The following is a 14,441-nucleotide window of genomic DNA, read 5'->3' on the forward strand; positions in this document are numbered from 1 at the left end:
AGAGTGCTTACCTCTCTCATTCGTTTTGCTTTTATCAGTGTTCTATTTTCCTCAGCGGCTGCCTTCTCGGCAGATAATGCATCAATTTCAACAGAGCCAAGTGCTTCACAAGTTACGCCACAAAATACATCGAATACTCAACTTCCCGAATGGTTTTATCGGGAACTAACGTCAATTCGCAAAGACGTCAGTATGCTCGATGCAACAGGCGCATCGAAAGAGCAAGTTCTCGAATTGAAAGAACGGATTGGGAAGGTAGAAGTACGTTTTGAAGCGTTTCAATCACGAATTGATGACAAGCTATCTGCACAAGGGAAATATGTTGAAGCGATTAATGCTTCTACTGATCGTTTTGGGACACTTGCTAGTATTCTTGGGCTTGTTGCATCTATTATCGCCGTAATTTTTGGTTGGGTTTCAGCTGGGAAAAAGGCTAAATCAGAAGCTAAGAAACATGTTGATGATTGGTTAGAAAATAATAAAGCTGAGTTAGATGCTCAGTTGGCTGAAGCAAAAGAAAAAGCCAAAGAAAGTTTGGAAGGGACTTTGGAAGCCGAAATAGTCTCAGCTAAAAAACAAATAGAAGAGCTAATTCGTAGTAGTAAAGGGAAAATTGAAAAAGTTGAGGCCCGAGTCGAATCTCTGAATGAGAGTTTAAAAGATGTCGTTTCTAAGATAGAGGAAAATGAGCCAGAGAAAATTACAGATACAAGCCGTAACAATATACATAAGAGAGCTGAAGAAGTATCAACTAAACCAATGGGTGAAAGAACAGCTGAAGATTGGAAATTACTTGCTGTCAAATCATATATAGATAAGAAATTTAGTGAGTCACTAGATCATATTGATCAGGTTTTAGCGAAAGAACATGTTCTCACAAATAAAGAAATTGCTGATTCATTATTTTTAAAAGGGATGATTTTAAATAAATCGAAGCGTTTTGAAGAAGTAGTTGAAGTTTTAGGAGATCTAATTAACCGATTTAAAGCTAATGACGACCTAGCTATTCAAGATGTTGTTACTAAAGCACAAATGAATCAAGGCGGAGCTTTCAGTGAGCTTAATCGATTTCATGAGGCTATTGTTGTATGTGATAGTTTGCTTGAACAATTTAACGATAGTAATGAACCGATTATACAGGAACGTATTGCAACAGCTCTGGTTAATAAGGCTTTTGCATTGGGTAAATTAAATAAGCTAGAGGATAAGATAGCAGTCTATGATGAATTGCTTGAACGCTTTAAAGACAATAAAGATATAGCTATCCAGAGAAATATTGTGAAAGCACTGGTAAACAAAGCCATTACGTTAGGCCAATTGAATCGTTCAGAAGAAGCGATTGCGGTGTATGACGCGTTGCTGGAACGATTCAAAGAGAGCGACGAACGTAAGCGTGCGGTAAACCACACATAGGCCGCGTTAATTTTTTATTGCCATAAAACTTGTATCTGACACGTGATTGTAATAATTTAAGATTTGACAGAGGGTAAATGGATTTACCTATGCCTCCAGGACGGAGGCTCTGTCTCTTTTCAGGAAGATTCAAGGCTGCATGGATGCAGCGGGAAGATTTTTATCTTTATTCTCAATCTTAAGTCAGCTTGATATTCCACGGCAATAATTCTTCCATGTCATCGTTTTCTTTTCTTCTCGGCAGCTCTTCAAACAATCTTACTAAGTAATCATAAGGGATAAGCCCATTGGCTTTGGCTGTTTCTATTATGCTGTAAAGCGTTGCACTGGATTTTGCACCATTCCCCGTATTGGAGAACAACCAGTTTTTGCGTCCAATCACGAAGGGCTTGATGGCGCGCTCCGCTCGGTTGTTATCGATGTTGATACGATAATCGGTCAAGTAAACGCTCAGTTTGTCCCATTGATTGAGATTGTATTGGATCGCTTTGCTCAATAAGGATTTCGGTGGCACTTGTTGAGCCGATTTTTCAAGCCAGGCTTTGTAGTTCGCTAAGACTTCGGGCGCTTGCTCCTGACGGATTTTAAAGGCGGCTTCTGCATTGTCAGCCTGTTGGGCCAACGTCTCGATAGCGTACAGCTTTTTGATGTGATTGATCGCCATCGTTGCTTTTCCTGACTTGCCTTTCGGCATGCCTTTTTCCGCTTCAATAAACTTACGACGTGCATGTGCCCAGCAACCAGCCAGCTTGGCTTGGGTCGATTCGTACGCTTGGTAGCCATCGACATTAAGAGTAAGCGTGCGGTAAACCACACATAGGCCGCGTTAATTTTTTATTGCCATAAAACTTGTATCTGACACGTGATTGTAATAATTTAAGATTTGACAGAGGGTAAATGGATTTACCTATGCCTCCAGGACGGAGGCTCTGTCTCTTTTCAGGAAGATTCAAGGCTGCATGGATGCAGCGGGAAGATTTTTATCTTTATTCTCAATCTTAAGTCAGCTTGATATTCCACGGCAATAATTCTTCCATGTCATCGTTTTCTTTTCTTCTCGGCAGCTCTTCAAACAATCTTACTAAGTAATCATAAGGGATAAGCCCATTGGCTTTGGCTGTTTCTATTATGCTGTAAAGCGTTGCACTGGATTTTGCACCATTCCCCGTATTGGAGAACAACCAGTTTTTGCGTCCAATCACGAAGGGCTTGATGGCGCGCTCCGCTCGGTTGTTATCGATGTTGATACGATAATCGGTCAAGTAAACGCTCAGTTTGTCCCATTGATTGAGATTGTATTGGATCGCTTTGCTCAATAAGGATTTCGGTGGCACTTGTTGAGCCGATTTTTCAAGCCAGGCTTTGTAGTTCGCTAAGACTTCGGGCGCTTGCTCCTGACGGATTTTAAAGGCGGCTTCTGCATTGTCAGCCTGTTGGGCCAACGTCTCGATAGCGTACAGCTTTTTGATGTGATTGATCGCCATCGTTGCTTTTCCTGACTTGCCTTTCGGCATGCCTTTTTCCGCTTCAATAAACTTACGACGTGCATGTGCCCAGCAACCAGCCAGCTTGGCTTGGGTCGATTCGTACGCTTGGTAGCCATCGACATTAAGATAGCCATCGAAGCCTTGTAAAAAGTCGACGGCGCATTGCCCACTTCGTGTCGGTTGGTAATCGTATAGGACGATATTCGGGATCGGATTGCGTTTGTCTGGGGCATCTTTGCCTGTGCAATACACCCACATGTAACATTTCGAACGAGCTTCTTTGATCACATTGAGGGTGGTTTCATCCGCTTGGATAACGGACTGTTTCAGTAATTCTTGATGCAGCCGTTCATAAAGCTTCTCTAAGGCATCGGCACATTTTTTCATCCAATCTGACATGGTTCGTCGGCTCAACTCGATACCGTATTGCTTAAATAAGGTTTCTTGTCGATAGAGTGGTAAGCTGTATTGGAATTTGCCCGTGATAATCTGACTCAGCAGACTAGGGGTCGCGATGCCTTTGGGGATAATGCTCGGTGGCACAACCGCTTGCTTAATCGCATTCTGGGTGCCTGTTTTCTCACACTCACGGCACGCGTATTTAGGGCGAACCGTTTCGATGACCTTGAGTTGAGCCGGGATAAAATCAAGCTTTTCAGAACGGTCTTCACCTATGCGATGAAGTGCACCTTGGCAACATGAGCAGACTTTGTCTGACTCAGCGATATCCAGTACAACCGTTTCGCGAGGTAAATCCTTTGGCAGGGGCTGACGCTTAGGTTTCGAGCGAGTGTAAGAGACGGTCTGCGTTTCAGTCTCCGTGTCGATGACATCAGATTCGGCCGCCATTTCATCAAACAACTCACCTTGCCCAGGTGAGGTTTCCGAGCTTTTGCCAAACTGCTTTTGCTGCGCCAAACGCCACTGCTCTAAAATGAACGTGTATTTCGATTGCCACTGTGCAAGCTGCGAGTCTTTTTCACCCAACAGCCGAGCTTGCTCAAGCAAGATAGCCTTGAGTGACTCAACGTCATTGGGTAAGTTTTCTGGAAGCATTTTCATGGGTTGGATTATACCAACCTAATGGGTTATTCGTCATGATATCGATAGGTTAAATGCGGATGAGCCTCTTGAGAGTGAAGAGGCAAACCATCCAACAACCAATTAAGTTGTCGATGGGATATGTGCCGCGATAAATGTTCATCCTCAATGCCAGGCCATTGGAAAGAGCCTTTTTCCAATCGTTTGTAATGCAACCAAAAACCATTATTAGACCATTGCAATATTTTAATCTTGTCACGAGCTCGCCCACAAAAGACAAAAATGTGCTCACTACAAGGTTCTTTTTTAAGATCGTAGGCGACAATATTGCAAAGTCCATCAATGGCCTTACGCATATCGGTTGGTCCACAAATGAGAGTAACGTTAAGCTGGGAAGACGCGGTAAACATGAGTCTGTTGCTCTGATTTAAAAGACAACAGATTTTAAGGTGTTTGAAGATAATTAAAATGTGTGGTTTGCCGGACGCTTACCGACGAACTGGCGCTACAGGAGCCGATAGCGACAGCACTGGTAAACAAAGCCATTACGTTAGGCCAATTGAATCGTTCAGAAGAAGCGGTTGCGGTGTATGACGCGTCGCTGGAACGATTCAAAGAGAGCGACGAACTGGCGCTACAGGAGCCGATAGCGACAGCACTGGTAAACAAAGCCATTACGTTAGGCCAATTGAATCGTTCAGAAGAAGCGATTGCGGTGTATGACGCGTTGCTGGAACGATTCAAAGACAGCGATGAACTGGCGCTACAGGAGCCGATAGCGAAAGCACTGGTAAACAAAGCCATTACGTTAGGCCAATTGAATCGTTCAGAAGAAGCGATTGCGGTGTATGACGCGTTGCTGGAGCGATTCAAAGACAGCGATGAACTGGCGTTACAGGAACGGGTAGCGACAGCACTGGTAAACAAAGCCATTAGATTAGGCCAATTGAATCGTTCAGAAGAAGCGATTGCGGTGTATGACGCGTTGCTGGAACGATTCAAAGACAGCGACGAACTGGCGCTACAGGAACAGGTAGCGAAAGCACTGGTAAACAAAGCCATTACGTTAGGCCAATTGAATCGTTCAGAAGAAGAGATTGCGGTGTATGACGCGTTGCTGGAACGATTCAAAGACAGCGATGAACTGGCGTTACAGGAACGGGTAGCGACTGCACGGGTAAACAAAGCCATTAGATTAGGCCAATTGAATCGTTCAGAAGAAGCGATTGCGGTGTATGACGCGTTGCTGGAACGATTCAAAGTCAGCGACGAACTGGCGCTACAGGAACAGGTAGCGACAGCACTGGTAAACAAAGCCATTACGTTAGGCCAATTGAATCGTTCAGAAGAAGAGATTGCGGTGTATGACGCGTTGCTGGAACGATTCAAAGACAGCGATGAACTGGCGTTACAGGAACGGGTAGCGACTGCACTGGTAAACAAAGCCATTAGATTAGGCCAATTGAATCGTTCAGAAGAAGCGATTGCGGTGTATGACGCGTTGCTGGAACGATTCAAAGACAGCGATGAACTGGCGCTACAGGAGACGATAGCGAAAGCACTGGTAAACAAAGCCATTACGTTAGGCCAATTGAATCGTTCAGAAGAAGCGATTGCGGTGTATGACGCGTTGCTGGAACGATTCAAAGACAGCAATGCTGTAACTAAGGAGGTCTTTGTTGCTTTAGCTAACAAAGCTGAACTGGTGCTGGCTGCGGGTGATAAAGAGGAAGCGAAAAAGGCGATATATGATGCGATTATCTTTATGAAAGATGGTTATAAAGAACAAAGAGCTGTAATGGAAATGCTGAGCTTTATTATCGAGGATTCGACGGCAGATGAGGCGTTAGGACATATTTATGCTATTTCAGATGAAGAGGTTGATCAGAGTTTTGATCCTATTCGCTCAGTCATTGAAAACCTAGATTATCCTCACAAAGAACAAGTCCAAGCCTTTGCTCGCTATTTCGAAGACCACCACAGCAAAGCTAAGTTAAAAGAAGAGTTGGGTCAGATTTCTAAACTCTAGTCGACTAGGCTATAAATCCTTTTCTGTGAGTATCTGTCGGCAGTTACGCACCGTTAATATTCGGATTTCGGTGCTGATTATGTAGATTATTCGATAGTTACCAAAAATGAGTTCACGGAGATTTGCTTTTTGTAACTCTGGGACAAGTCGTCCCATTTCAGGTTGGTGGCTGAGTAGATCTGTTTTATCGAATAAATCGTTTACCCATATCTCAGCTGCATTAGGATTATCTAGTGCGATAAAATCGGCAGCATGCCCAAGTTTTTCCATAGCGAGAGGTGACCAACTTACTTTCATTTTTTCAAGCGTCCTAAGGTTTGCTTTCTTGCTTCCTGATTCGAAATGCCTAATCCTTCGGCAAACTGTGATTCAGCGGTGCGTATCTCTTCGAGTAATTCTATTTTTTCTTGCATGGCTTCGTATTCAGCCACATCGAGCATGACAGCGACACCTTTGCCACGTTGTGTGATGAGCAAAGGGCGGCGAGTTTCATTAATCTGTTTAATGAATGACGTTACACCAGAACGAAATTCTGATAATGGTTGTATGTCTTGATCTAAATTTATGCGGCTCATGTGAAGTTACCATTGTACGTTTATTTGTACAAAATATAGTGCAAATTTTGTTTATTAACAAGTTGAAGTATTTTTTGACGTGCCTAAACAATACTGTATTTCTGTCTTGCTTATCTTCCTCAAAATCTATACTGTACTAGTACGTGAATACATAACTGCTTATCAAATAGAAGTGCCTATGAAAGATTTGGTCCAGTTTTTAACCGAAGCCGGTGATGAAGCGGTGTTGGAGAGGCGCTTAAAAGCCTTACTAACTCCGAATGAGATCAACGAGATGCAACACAGATTACAAATTTTCTCTCTGTTGGAGCAAGGCGTACCGCAGCGAGACATTGCGAAACAATTAGGTGTGGGTATTGCCACTGTGACCCGTGGCTCCCGAGCATTGAAGGAATTAAAAGAGATATGAGTTCATATAACAAAAAGCCGCAGCGCATCACGCTGCCGCGTAAGCCTAAGTACGTCACCATCAGTTCTACCTGTGATTTTTTTGATCTGTTTAAGAAGGTTGAGAAGCGTTTTGACAACTGTTTTATGTTGGAATCCCTTGGTGAAGAGAGCTTCATTTCCCGCCATTCTATTATCGGTTTTGATCCTGAGAAATTGATTTGGGCCGAAGGCAAGCAGCTGTTTATCCAAGAACGTGACGGCAGCACGGAGTCTTACGAATCGGATAATCCGTATTACTTGTTACGCGAGATCGTGCCGCAGAATATTTTGTCGCGCGGTTTTGCTGGTGGTTTAACGGGTTATATCGGTTACGACAGCATGAACTATTTCGAGCCGACTTTGGATCTGCAATCGAGCGACATGTTCGATGCCTTCCGTTTTGGTTTGTATAAAGATGGCCTGATTCTGGACAAGATGACAGGCGAAGTTTTCTACTTCTACTACGATGATAATCGAGTCGAGTTGGTGCAAGAGATGATGTCCGCTCCAACACCAGAAAATGGTCCCTTTGTGGTCACGCCAGCGGGCGAGTCTATGAGCAAAACGGATCACGCCGATGCGGTTGCCAAGGTGAAGCAAGACATTATCGAAGGTAAGATCTTCCAGTGTGAAGTGGGCTTCAAAAAATGGTTCGATATGGAAGGCGACACCATCAATTTGTACGAGCAATTGCGTGAAGTGAATCCTTCGCCGCAAATGTATTACATCAAATTTGCTGAGCAAAAAGTTATTGGTGCCAGCCCAGAGTTGTTGTTCCGAGTGCGCCAAGGGGAAATGGAAACCTTCCCGCTAGCAGGGACAGCGAAGCGTGGTAAAGACGCCGCAGAAGACACGGAATTTGCGCGTGCTTTGTTGAACGATCCAAAAGAAATCGCCGAACACAATATGATTGTCGATTTGCACCGAAATGATATTGGCCGTGTTGCGCGATTCGGTACGGTAAAAGTACGCAGCTTGATGGACATTAAACGTTTTAGTCACGTTCAGCACATTTCCAGTGAGATTGTCGGCATCATGGCGGAAGATCACGACATGTTCTCTGCCTTGGCGAGTAACTTCCCTGCGGGAACCTTGACGGGCGCGCCGAAAATCGAAGCGATGAAGATCATCGATGATTTGGAAAACGATGGCCGTGGCCCTTACGGTGGCGCGGTGGGTCAATTCTCTTTCAATGGCGATTGTATGTTTGCGATTCCAATTCGAACCGTGTTTGCCAAGGGTAACAAAGCTTATGTGCAAACCTGTGGCGGCAATGTGTATGACTCCAATGCCGAAGACGAATACGAAGAAATTCAACGCAAATTTGCTGGCACTAAACGTGTGCTCGACAGTTTCGCGCCAGCCAACACACAAGACAAAGCGTAAGGGAAGCCGACATGAAAGTGTATATTATCGACAACTACGATTCCTTCACGTACAACCTGTATCAGTTTATTGGTGAAGTATTAGAAACCGAAAAAAGCCGTGGTGAAATCGACACGTTTGAGGTGATTGTCAAACGTAACGATGAAGTGACATTAGACGACATTCGTGCCGCCGCGCCAGATCGTATTATTATTTCCCCAGGGCCAGGTTCACCAGACGACAAGGCTTACTTTGGTGTGTGTGCGGACGTGATTTTAGAGTTCGGTAAAACCATTCCATTAATGGGCGTTTGTCTTGGTATGCAGGGCATTTGTCATGTGTTCGGCGGCAAAGTGGTCAAAGCACCATTGCCAATGCACGGTAAAACCAGCCCAATTACTCACAACAGCGAAGGTATTTTTCATGACATTCCAGACCAACTAGAAGTCATGCGTTATCACTCGCTCATCGCCGAAGCGGAAAGTTTCCCAGATGTGTTGGAGGTGACGGCTTCTGTTGGTGAGTTAAAAGAAGCGGACTTTAAGGACATCGCGACGATTCACAAAGGCGGTAAGTTTGAACTCATGGGCGTTCGCCATAAAGAATACCCAATTCAAGGGATTCAGTTTCACCCAGAATCCTTTGCAACCGAGGGCGGAAAAGACTTGATTAAGAACTTCTTGTTTCAGGTTTGATTTATTAGAAATCGGTACTTTTGAAGTAATAGAAAAGCAGTGTCCAGTGATGGGTGCTGCTTTTTTTAAATTGAAAATATAGCTTTAAGGCTATATAGTTTGAAAGCTATTATTTTATGTAAAAGGGAATTTATGTGGAGTATAGAAACAACGGATGTGTTTGATGAATGGTTTGAAGCTCTGGATGACATTGATAAAGAAAACGTGTTGGCAACATTGCTTTTACTACAGCAAAAAGGACCGCAATTATCTAGGCCTTATGCTGATGCTGTGAATGGCTCGAAGTTCGCGAATATGAAAGAGCTAAGGACGCAAAGTAAGGGTAACCCTATACGCTCGTTTTATGCTTTCAATCCAAGCAGAACTGGTATTTTATTGTGTGCTGGAGAGAAAACAGGGAAAGATAAGCGATTTTATGAACAGATGATTTCAGTTGCGGATAAAGAGTTTGAAAAGCATCTACTGGATCTAAAAAGTCGAGGTGAGTAATGGCTAGAACACTTGATAAATTAATTTCAGATCAGAAGCCTGAAATAGTAAAAAATGCCCGTAAAAAGGCGGATGACATGGTGCTTGGTATTCATCTCGCCCAGTTGCGTGAACGCATGCAAATCACTCAAGAGGATATGGCAAACACGCTAGGTGTGAAGCAACCAACGATTGCAGGCATGGAACGCAAAGGTAAAGATGTCAAATTATCTACTTTGAAGCGCTATGTTGAAGGCGCTGGGGGCAAACTAACCGTGGACGTTGAGTTGCCAGATGGCAGCCATTACGGGTTTAATTTATAAAGCATGCAACTATAAAGGATTATTTCTAGAACGAATTTCTGCTTTAAAATCTGCCATTTGAACATTGGCTTCTTCGTTCGACACAAATACAGCAAGGCCGTTTTCCATATACACGAAAGCGGCGTTAACTTGCTGTGTTAACCAAGTATCGTGAGATATTTGCTCATCTCTTTTGTTCGCTTCAAATGTCATTTTAGATGTCATTGTTTACTCCTCAATTTTTAATCCATTGCCAAGTACGTCCAAGCCATTCGTAAAAGGCGCGTTGGCTTTTGTAGTTGGCAGTGGCGTCAATTTGCCAGTCGCTTTTTTCGGACCCTAAATACAGAGCCGGTGCGGGAATAATGTTGATGCCTGCTTGTTCGAAGAAGATAGACGCACGTTTCAAGTGTGATGCTTCGGTGACTAGCGCGGCGCGTTTTCTTTCTAGGTAGGGCTTCATGCTGTTGGCTTCCTCTTCTGTGTCTTTGGCGAGAGGAAAAGCTCTAATTCTATCGGGTTGGACGCCTAATTCTATGGCGGCTCGGCGCATGACTTCTGCGTGCGGTTCGGTCATCTCACCTGAATAACCGGAAACAAATAATTGTGCACTCGGATTGGCTTTTAAAATGCGTAACCCTTCTTCGAGGCGAAATAATGCGCTGTTGCCTAGTGCCATTACAGTGGGAGTATTACTGAGGTCTTTATGTCCACTGCCAAGAACGATTACTGCGTCTACCGGTTGTTGAACATCAAATACTGGGAAATCGTGTTCCACCGTGGCGATGAGTGAATTCGCCACCGGATTCCAGCTGGTCAAGCCTAATAAAAGTACGGCGCAGAATAGCAGTAGCTTGGCGAACTTTGGGCATTTCTTCATCAATAACAATGTTAGACACATCGTCAGTAAAGTGAGGGGAATGGGCATCAACATCATGCCGATGATTTTTTTGAGATAGAACAGAATAAGGCTCATGATAGATCAGTAATGATTATAAAAGACGTTTTAGCATACCGTTTTATGGGTAAAATAGTCGCGACTTTTACGTGGATTGTATGAATATGATGACGCCCGAGATCTTTATTAAGCGCCAATGCAAGGCCGACACAGTGGAGCGAACCTCTTTGATTCAGTCATTGTGGAGCGGTTACGGCGAGGTGGTGCGTTATTCGCTAACGGGACAAGAGTCGCCATCGTCTGTGATCGCCAAACATTGCACATTTCCCTTGGACGTGAATCACCCTAGAGGCTGGCATTCGGATCACGCGCATTTGCGTAAAGTGCGTTCTTACGAAGTGGAGCAAGTTTGGTATCGACAATGGGCGTCGCGATGCAATCCATCGGCTCGGGTTGCGCAGTGTTATGGGGATTTCCATGACGAACACACGGGGCAAAGGTTGACGTTGTTAGAAGATTTGGACGCCGCTGGGTATTCAGACCGATATTGGGAACATAATATGGATTATGTGTTGTCTTGCATTAATTGGTTGGCGGCGTTTCACGCGAGTTTTATTCATTCTTCTCCTTCGCTGAATTGGCCGCAAGGCTTGTGGAAAAAAGGCACATATTGGCATCTAGATACGCGACCAGACGAATGGGCAGCAATGCAAGAAGGCGAGCTGAAATCGGCGGCGGCTGAATTGGCTGAGTGTCTGGATAACGCACGCTTTAAAACCATTGTTCATGGTGATGCCAAAGTCGCCAATTTTTGTTTTTCCCCAATGCATTATTCAGTGGCGGCGGTTGACTTTCAGTACGTTGGCGGTGGCGTTGGGGTTCAAGATGTGGCGTATTTTCTGGGCAGTGCGCTGACTGAATCTGAACTGGCCGACAATATCGACTATTTACTGGCGCATTATTTTGCTGAGTTAGGGCGTGAGTTAATGGCGCAAGGCGAGTCACAGGCTTTGGTTCATGAGGTGGTGGACGAGTGGCAGCGCTTGTTCCCGATTGCGTGGGCGGATTTTCACCGTTTTATTATGGGCTGGTCACCGACACACTCTAAGAATACGCCCTTTAGTCAGCGCCTTACCGAACAAGCGCTGACACAATTAGGAAGGGATTAGCGACTAAGACGATCTCAAGGCGCGGTTGGTTTTTGCAGTTGCTTCGGCCTTTAATGGGTCTTCTGGCCACGGATGTTTAGGGTATCGTCCGCGCATTTCTTTGCGCACTTCTGGGTACGCTTCACGCCAAAAAAAAGCCAAATCTTGTGTGACCGCCAGCGGGCGTTGTCCCGGTGATAAGAGTTCGATGCGCACTATTTGGTTGAGCACGGTTGGGCTGGTGGTGTAACCAAACATTTCTTGCAGTTTGACGCGTAGGGTTGGCTGTTGTTCGCAGTAGTCAATCGCGTGACTTGCCCCTGATGGTACTGTGATTCTTGCCGGTACGGTTTTGTTCAATAGCGACTGCAATGACCAATCCAAACGGTTGATTAAAATATCCGCCAAGGGCAATTTGTTTATCACTTGTTGGTTGGTGGCCTTGCCTAAGTACGGGCCAAGCCATTCTTCCAAATTCGTGAGTAGCGCCGTATCGGAATATTCTGGCCAGAGGTTTTGTTTATCATGGATAAAGGCAAATTGCAGGCGCGCTCGCAGTTGTTCGCTTGCCTCATTCCAAGGTAAAACGGACAGACCTTCTTGGCGAATATACTGACAAACCGCTTGGCAAACATCGTCTTCGGATGGCGCGCTGAGTTTCTGTTTGTCGAGGCAAAGTTTGCCTATCCAGCGTTGTGTTTCGCTCAATAAGCGGCCATCTTTTTTTGACCATGCAAGGTGGTTTTTAACGGTCAAAAGATCAGCAAAGCCTTCGGTGAGAGTCGAGATGGCCAGTGGATAAGCAAGAAAAATACGGTCTTCATCTTGTCCATGATGACCGCCTATATCAAGCGCAATAAGCCATTCGCTCTGCGCGCAAGGGTCGAGCGACGACAGACTTGCCATGCGACCATTAGCGAGTTTGTAACGTGTTTTGTCGGCGTCTTGCTGGATGCGTTGAGCGATGCGATCGGCAAAGGCACGGACCAATACGTGTGAAAGGTCATGGTTGCTTTTGCCCATTTTTGGCGTAAGTGATTCTGCCAAGTGAATGGTTTGGCTGCGGGCACGCCATTGCTGCTGCGCTTTTAAGTAGCTCTGTCTCGGTCGCTTGCCCTGTGTCTGATTGTGACCTGCCAGCCACTGAAGCCGATCTGACACATCACTGTGGTGATTCGAAAACGGGTCGCCTTCCGACAGTATGGTGCAGATGGCGCTGGCCAAATCGCTGTCACCATTTTGCTTTCCATCTAAAAGTAATCGAGCGAGTCGAGGTTCGATGCCGAGATTGCTCATCTGCTCACCGAGTTGGCTTAACTCTAAAGTCGGTTGTGATGTTTGACTCTGTTCAAGTGCTTGCAGATTGGTTAGCAAGTCGATCGATTGTTGCCAATGGCTGTTTGGGGGCGGCGTAATCCAATCCAATTCAAGGCGTTCTTGCACGCCCCATTTCGCCAAATCCATCACCACACTGCTGAGGTCGCTGATTTCTATTTGTGGTTGAGCTTGTGGTGCGAGCTGATGTTGTTGGCCTTCGCTCCACCAACGATAACAAATGCCAGCCTCTGTGCGCCCAGCTCGCCCCATACGTTGAATAGTTTCGGCTTGGGTTGCACGACGAGTATGCAGTCGCGTGGTGGCGGTGTTGGCATCAAAGCGCGCTTCTCGGCTTAAACCGCTGTCGATCACTACCCGAATGCCGTCAATGGTCAAGCTGGTTTGTGCTATTGCCGTTGCGAGTACAATTTTCCGGTGTGGTGCTGTTGTGGGCTCAATCACAGCCTCTTGCTCTTTGAGGCTGAGTTCGCCGTATAAGGGTAAGATGCTTAGGTTTGGCTCATGTCCTAAACGTTGTTGTAACTGGCTTGCCACTTGGCGAATTTCTTTTTGACCGGGTAAAAACACCAAAATGTTGCCAGTTTCTTCATTAAACGCTTGGCAAGTGAGTCGAACCACTTCATCGGTGACTTGAAAGGTCTTGAGGGCTTTATTGCTGTAGTGCGTGGTGATGGGAAAGCTTCGACCTTGGCTGGTGAGTGTTGGGCAGCCAAGTCGTGTTTCGAGCGCTTCTGTATCAAGTGTGGCGGACATAACCAAGAGTTTCAGTGGGTCTTCGTCGCGATACAGTTCTCGTGCTTGTAAACACAAGGCAAAGGCTAAATCTGAGTGGAGATTACGCTCGTGAAATTCGTCAAAGATAACCAAAGCGATGTCGTCTAAACTTGGGTCATCGTGCAGCATTCGTGTCAGTACGCCTTCGGTGACGACCAGCACTTGTGTCTGAGAGCTTTCTTTTCCTTCGTGACGAATACGATAGCCAACGCGTTTTCCGAGCGGCTCTTGTAAGCCATCTGCAAGACGCTTTGCCGCGGCTTTGGCTGCCAGACGCCTTGGTTCTAACATGATGATTTTGCGACCTTTGAGCCAAGCTTCTTCCATCAGCGCCAGTGGAACCACCGTGGTTTTACCTGCCCCAGGTGCGGCTTCTAATATCGCTTCGTGGTGATGCAATAGCTGGTTTTTTAGCTGGGGAATGAGTGAGTGAATGGGCAGTTCGCTGGACATAAGATGGCTCGTTGTTGTGCTTTGCT

16 protein-coding genes are annotated in these 14,441 nt (G+C 45.4%); 8 read left to right on the forward strand and 8 right to left on the reverse strand.

Annotated elements, in window-relative coordinates; translation table 11 throughout:
- Window positions 1-3 precede the first annotated feature (3 nt).
- On the forward strand, window positions 4-1,413 hold the full coding sequence (locus AABA11_RS02030; RefSeq protein WP_338264952.1) for a tetratricopeptide repeat protein: 1,410 nt from the start codon (window positions 4-6) through the stop codon (window positions 1,411-1,413).
- A gap of 178 nt (window positions 1,414-1,591) precedes the next feature.
- On the opposite strand, the gene tnpC (AABA11_RS02035) is transcribed toward AABA11_RS02030, so the two are convergent.
- From tnpC (AABA11_RS02035) to tnpB, 3 genes are all read right to left on the reverse strand, one after another.
- On the reverse strand, window positions 1,592-2,227 hold the full coding sequence (tnpC, locus tag AABA11_RS02035; RefSeq protein ID WP_338264955.1) for an IS66 family transposase: 636 nt from the start codon (window positions 2,225-2,227) through the stop codon (window positions 1,592-1,594).
- 184 nt (window positions 2,228-2,411) lie between these two features.
- Window positions 2,412-3,962, reverse strand: coding sequence for an IS66 family transposase (gene tnpC, locus AABA11_RS02040; protein ID WP_338264682.1), 1,551 nt, complete (start codon window positions 3,960-3,962; stop codon window positions 2,412-2,414).
- Window positions 3,963-3,988: 26 nt separating this feature from the next.
- Window positions 3,989-4,351 (reverse strand): IS66 family insertion sequence element accessory protein TnpB, encoded by a 363-nt coding sequence (gene tnpB / locus AABA11_RS02045; protein WP_338264837.1) that lies wholly within the window; start codon window positions 4,349-4,351, stop codon window positions 3,989-3,991.
- A 62-nt stretch (window positions 4,352-4,413) separates the two neighbouring features.
- Here tnpB and AABA11_RS02050 point away from each other — a divergent pair, with 62 nt between their 5' ends.
- Window positions 4,414-5,970, forward strand: coding sequence for a tetratricopeptide repeat protein (locus AABA11_RS02050; protein WP_338264957.1), 1,557 nt, complete (start codon window positions 4,414-4,416; stop codon window positions 5,968-5,970).
- Between the two features lie 9 nt (window positions 5,971-5,979).
- Here the strand turns inward: AABA11_RS02050 and AABA11_RS02055 are convergent, their stop codons facing one another.
- Window positions 5,980-6,267 carry a type II toxin-antitoxin system RelE/ParE family toxin gene (locus AABA11_RS02055; RefSeq protein ID WP_338264959.1) on the reverse strand — a complete coding sequence of 96 codons (288 nt, stop codon included), beginning with the start codon at window positions 6,265-6,267 and terminating at the stop codon, window positions 5,980-5,982.
- The gene (locus AABA11_RS02060; protein WP_338264961.1) at window positions 6,264-6,545 is read right to left on the reverse strand and encodes a type II toxin-antitoxin system Phd/YefM family antitoxin; all 282 of its coding nucleotides are present in this window, start codon (window positions 6,543-6,545) and stop codon (window positions 6,264-6,266) included. The genes AABA11_RS02055 and AABA11_RS02060 overlap by 4 nt, the downstream gene beginning before the upstream one ends.
- Before the next feature lie 178 nt (window positions 6,546-6,723).
- On the opposite strand from AABA11_RS02060, the gene AABA11_RS02065 reads away from it, so the two are divergent.
- From AABA11_RS02065 to AABA11_RS02085, 5 genes are all read left to right on the forward strand, one after another.
- On the forward strand, window positions 6,724-6,954 hold the full coding sequence (locus AABA11_RS02065) for a Trp family transcriptional regulator (RefSeq protein ID WP_338264964.1): 231 nt from the start codon (window positions 6,724-6,726) through the stop codon (window positions 6,952-6,954).
- Complete coding sequence (locus tag AABA11_RS02070) at window positions 6,951-8,360, forward strand: anthranilate synthase component I family protein (protein ID WP_338264966.1); 1,410 nt, start codon at window positions 6,951-6,953, stop codon at window positions 8,358-8,360. Before AABA11_RS02065 ends, AABA11_RS02070 begins: the two co-directional genes overlap by 4 nt.
- 11 nt (window positions 8,361-8,371) lie before the next feature.
- On the forward strand, window positions 8,372-9,034 hold the full coding sequence (locus tag AABA11_RS02075; RefSeq protein ID WP_338264968.1) for an anthranilate synthase component II: 663 nt from the start codon (window positions 8,372-8,374) through the stop codon (window positions 9,032-9,034).
- A gap of 99 nt (window positions 9,035-9,133) precedes the next feature.
- Window positions 9,134-9,523, forward strand: a complete 390-nt coding sequence (locus AABA11_RS02080; protein WP_479481447.1) for a type II toxin-antitoxin system RelE/ParE family toxin — start codon at window positions 9,134-9,136, stop codon at window positions 9,521-9,523.
- Entirely contained in the window at window positions 9,523-9,825 is a 303-nt protein-coding gene (locus AABA11_RS02085) for a helix-turn-helix domain-containing protein (protein WP_265727458.1), read from the forward strand. The genes AABA11_RS02080 and AABA11_RS02085 overlap by 1 nt, the downstream gene beginning before the upstream one ends.
- A 9-nt stretch (window positions 9,826-9,834) precedes the next feature.
- Here the strand turns inward: AABA11_RS02085 and AABA11_RS02090 are convergent, their stop codons facing one another.
- Window positions 9,835-10,029, reverse strand: coding sequence for a hypothetical protein (locus AABA11_RS02090; RefSeq protein WP_338264971.1), 195 nt, complete (start codon window positions 10,027-10,029; stop codon window positions 9,835-9,837).
- Window positions 10,030-10,039: 10 nt separating this feature from the next.
- Window positions 10,040-10,780, reverse strand: coding sequence for an ElyC/SanA/YdcF family protein (locus AABA11_RS02095; protein ID WP_338264975.1), 741 nt, complete (start codon window positions 10,778-10,780; stop codon window positions 10,040-10,042).
- An 86-nt stretch (window positions 10,781-10,866) separates the two neighbouring features.
- Here AABA11_RS02095 and AABA11_RS02100 point away from each other — a divergent pair, with 86 nt between their 5' ends.
- Complete coding sequence (locus tag AABA11_RS02100) at window positions 10,867-11,871, forward strand: phosphotransferase (RefSeq protein WP_338264977.1); 1,005 nt, start codon at window positions 10,867-10,869, stop codon at window positions 11,869-11,871.
- Window positions 11,872-11,874: 3 nt separating this feature from the next.
- Here the strand turns inward: AABA11_RS02100 and hrpB are convergent, their stop codons facing one another.
- Window positions 11,875-14,415 carry an ATP-dependent helicase HrpB gene (gene hrpB, locus AABA11_RS02105; protein ID WP_338264980.1) on the reverse strand — a complete coding sequence of 847 codons (2,541 nt, stop codon included), beginning with the start codon at window positions 14,413-14,415 and terminating at the stop codon, window positions 11,875-11,877.
- Window positions 14,416-14,441 lie beyond the last annotated feature (26 nt).

Source organism: Marinomonas pontica (assembly GCF_036322735.1).
Classification (GTDB): domain Bacteria; phylum Pseudomonadota; class Gammaproteobacteria; order Pseudomonadales; family Marinomonadaceae; genus Marinomonas; species Marinomonas pontica.

Coding starts and splice junctions, on each gene's coding strand:
- AABA11_RS02055 (WP_338264959.1), bottom strand. CDS start 6,267: ATGAAAGTAAGTTGGTCACCTCTCGCTATGGAAAAACTTGGGCATGCT.
- AABA11_RS02100 (WP_338264977.1), top strand. CDS start 10,867: ATGATGACGCCCGAGATCTTTATTAAGCGCCAATGCAAGGCCGACACA.
- AABA11_RS02085 (WP_265727458.1), top strand. CDS start 9,523: ATGGCTAGAACACTTGATAAATTAATTTCAGATCAGAAGCCTGAAATA.
- tnpB (WP_338264837.1), bottom strand. CDS start 4,351: ATGTTTACCGCGTCTTCCCAGCTTAACGTTACTCTCATTTGTGGACCA.
- AABA11_RS02095 (WP_338264975.1), bottom strand. CDS start 10,780: ATGAGCCTTATTCTGTTCTATCTCAAAAAAATCATCGGCATGATGTTG.
- AABA11_RS02075 (WP_338264968.1), top strand. CDS start 8,372: ATGAAAGTGTATATTATCGACAACTACGATTCCTTCACGTACAACCTG.
- hrpB (WP_338264980.1), bottom strand. CDS start 14,415: ATGTCCAGCGAACTGCCCATTCACTCACTCATTCCCCAGCTAAAAAAC.
- AABA11_RS02060 (WP_338264961.1), bottom strand. CDS start 6,545: ATGAGCCGCATAAATTTAGATCAAGACATACAACCATTATCAGAATTT.
- AABA11_RS02065 (WP_338264964.1), top strand. CDS start 6,724: ATGAAAGATTTGGTCCAGTTTTTAACCGAAGCCGGTGATGAAGCGGTG.
- AABA11_RS02070 (WP_338264966.1), top strand. CDS start 6,951: ATGAGTTCATATAACAAAAAGCCGCAGCGCATCACGCTGCCGCGTAAG.
- AABA11_RS02090 (WP_338264971.1), bottom strand. CDS start 10,029: ATGACATCTAAAATGACATTTGAAGCGAACAAAAGAGATGAGCAAATA.
- tnpC (WP_338264682.1), bottom strand. CDS start 3,962: ATGAAAATGCTTCCAGAAAACTTACCCAATGACGTTGAGTCACTCAAG.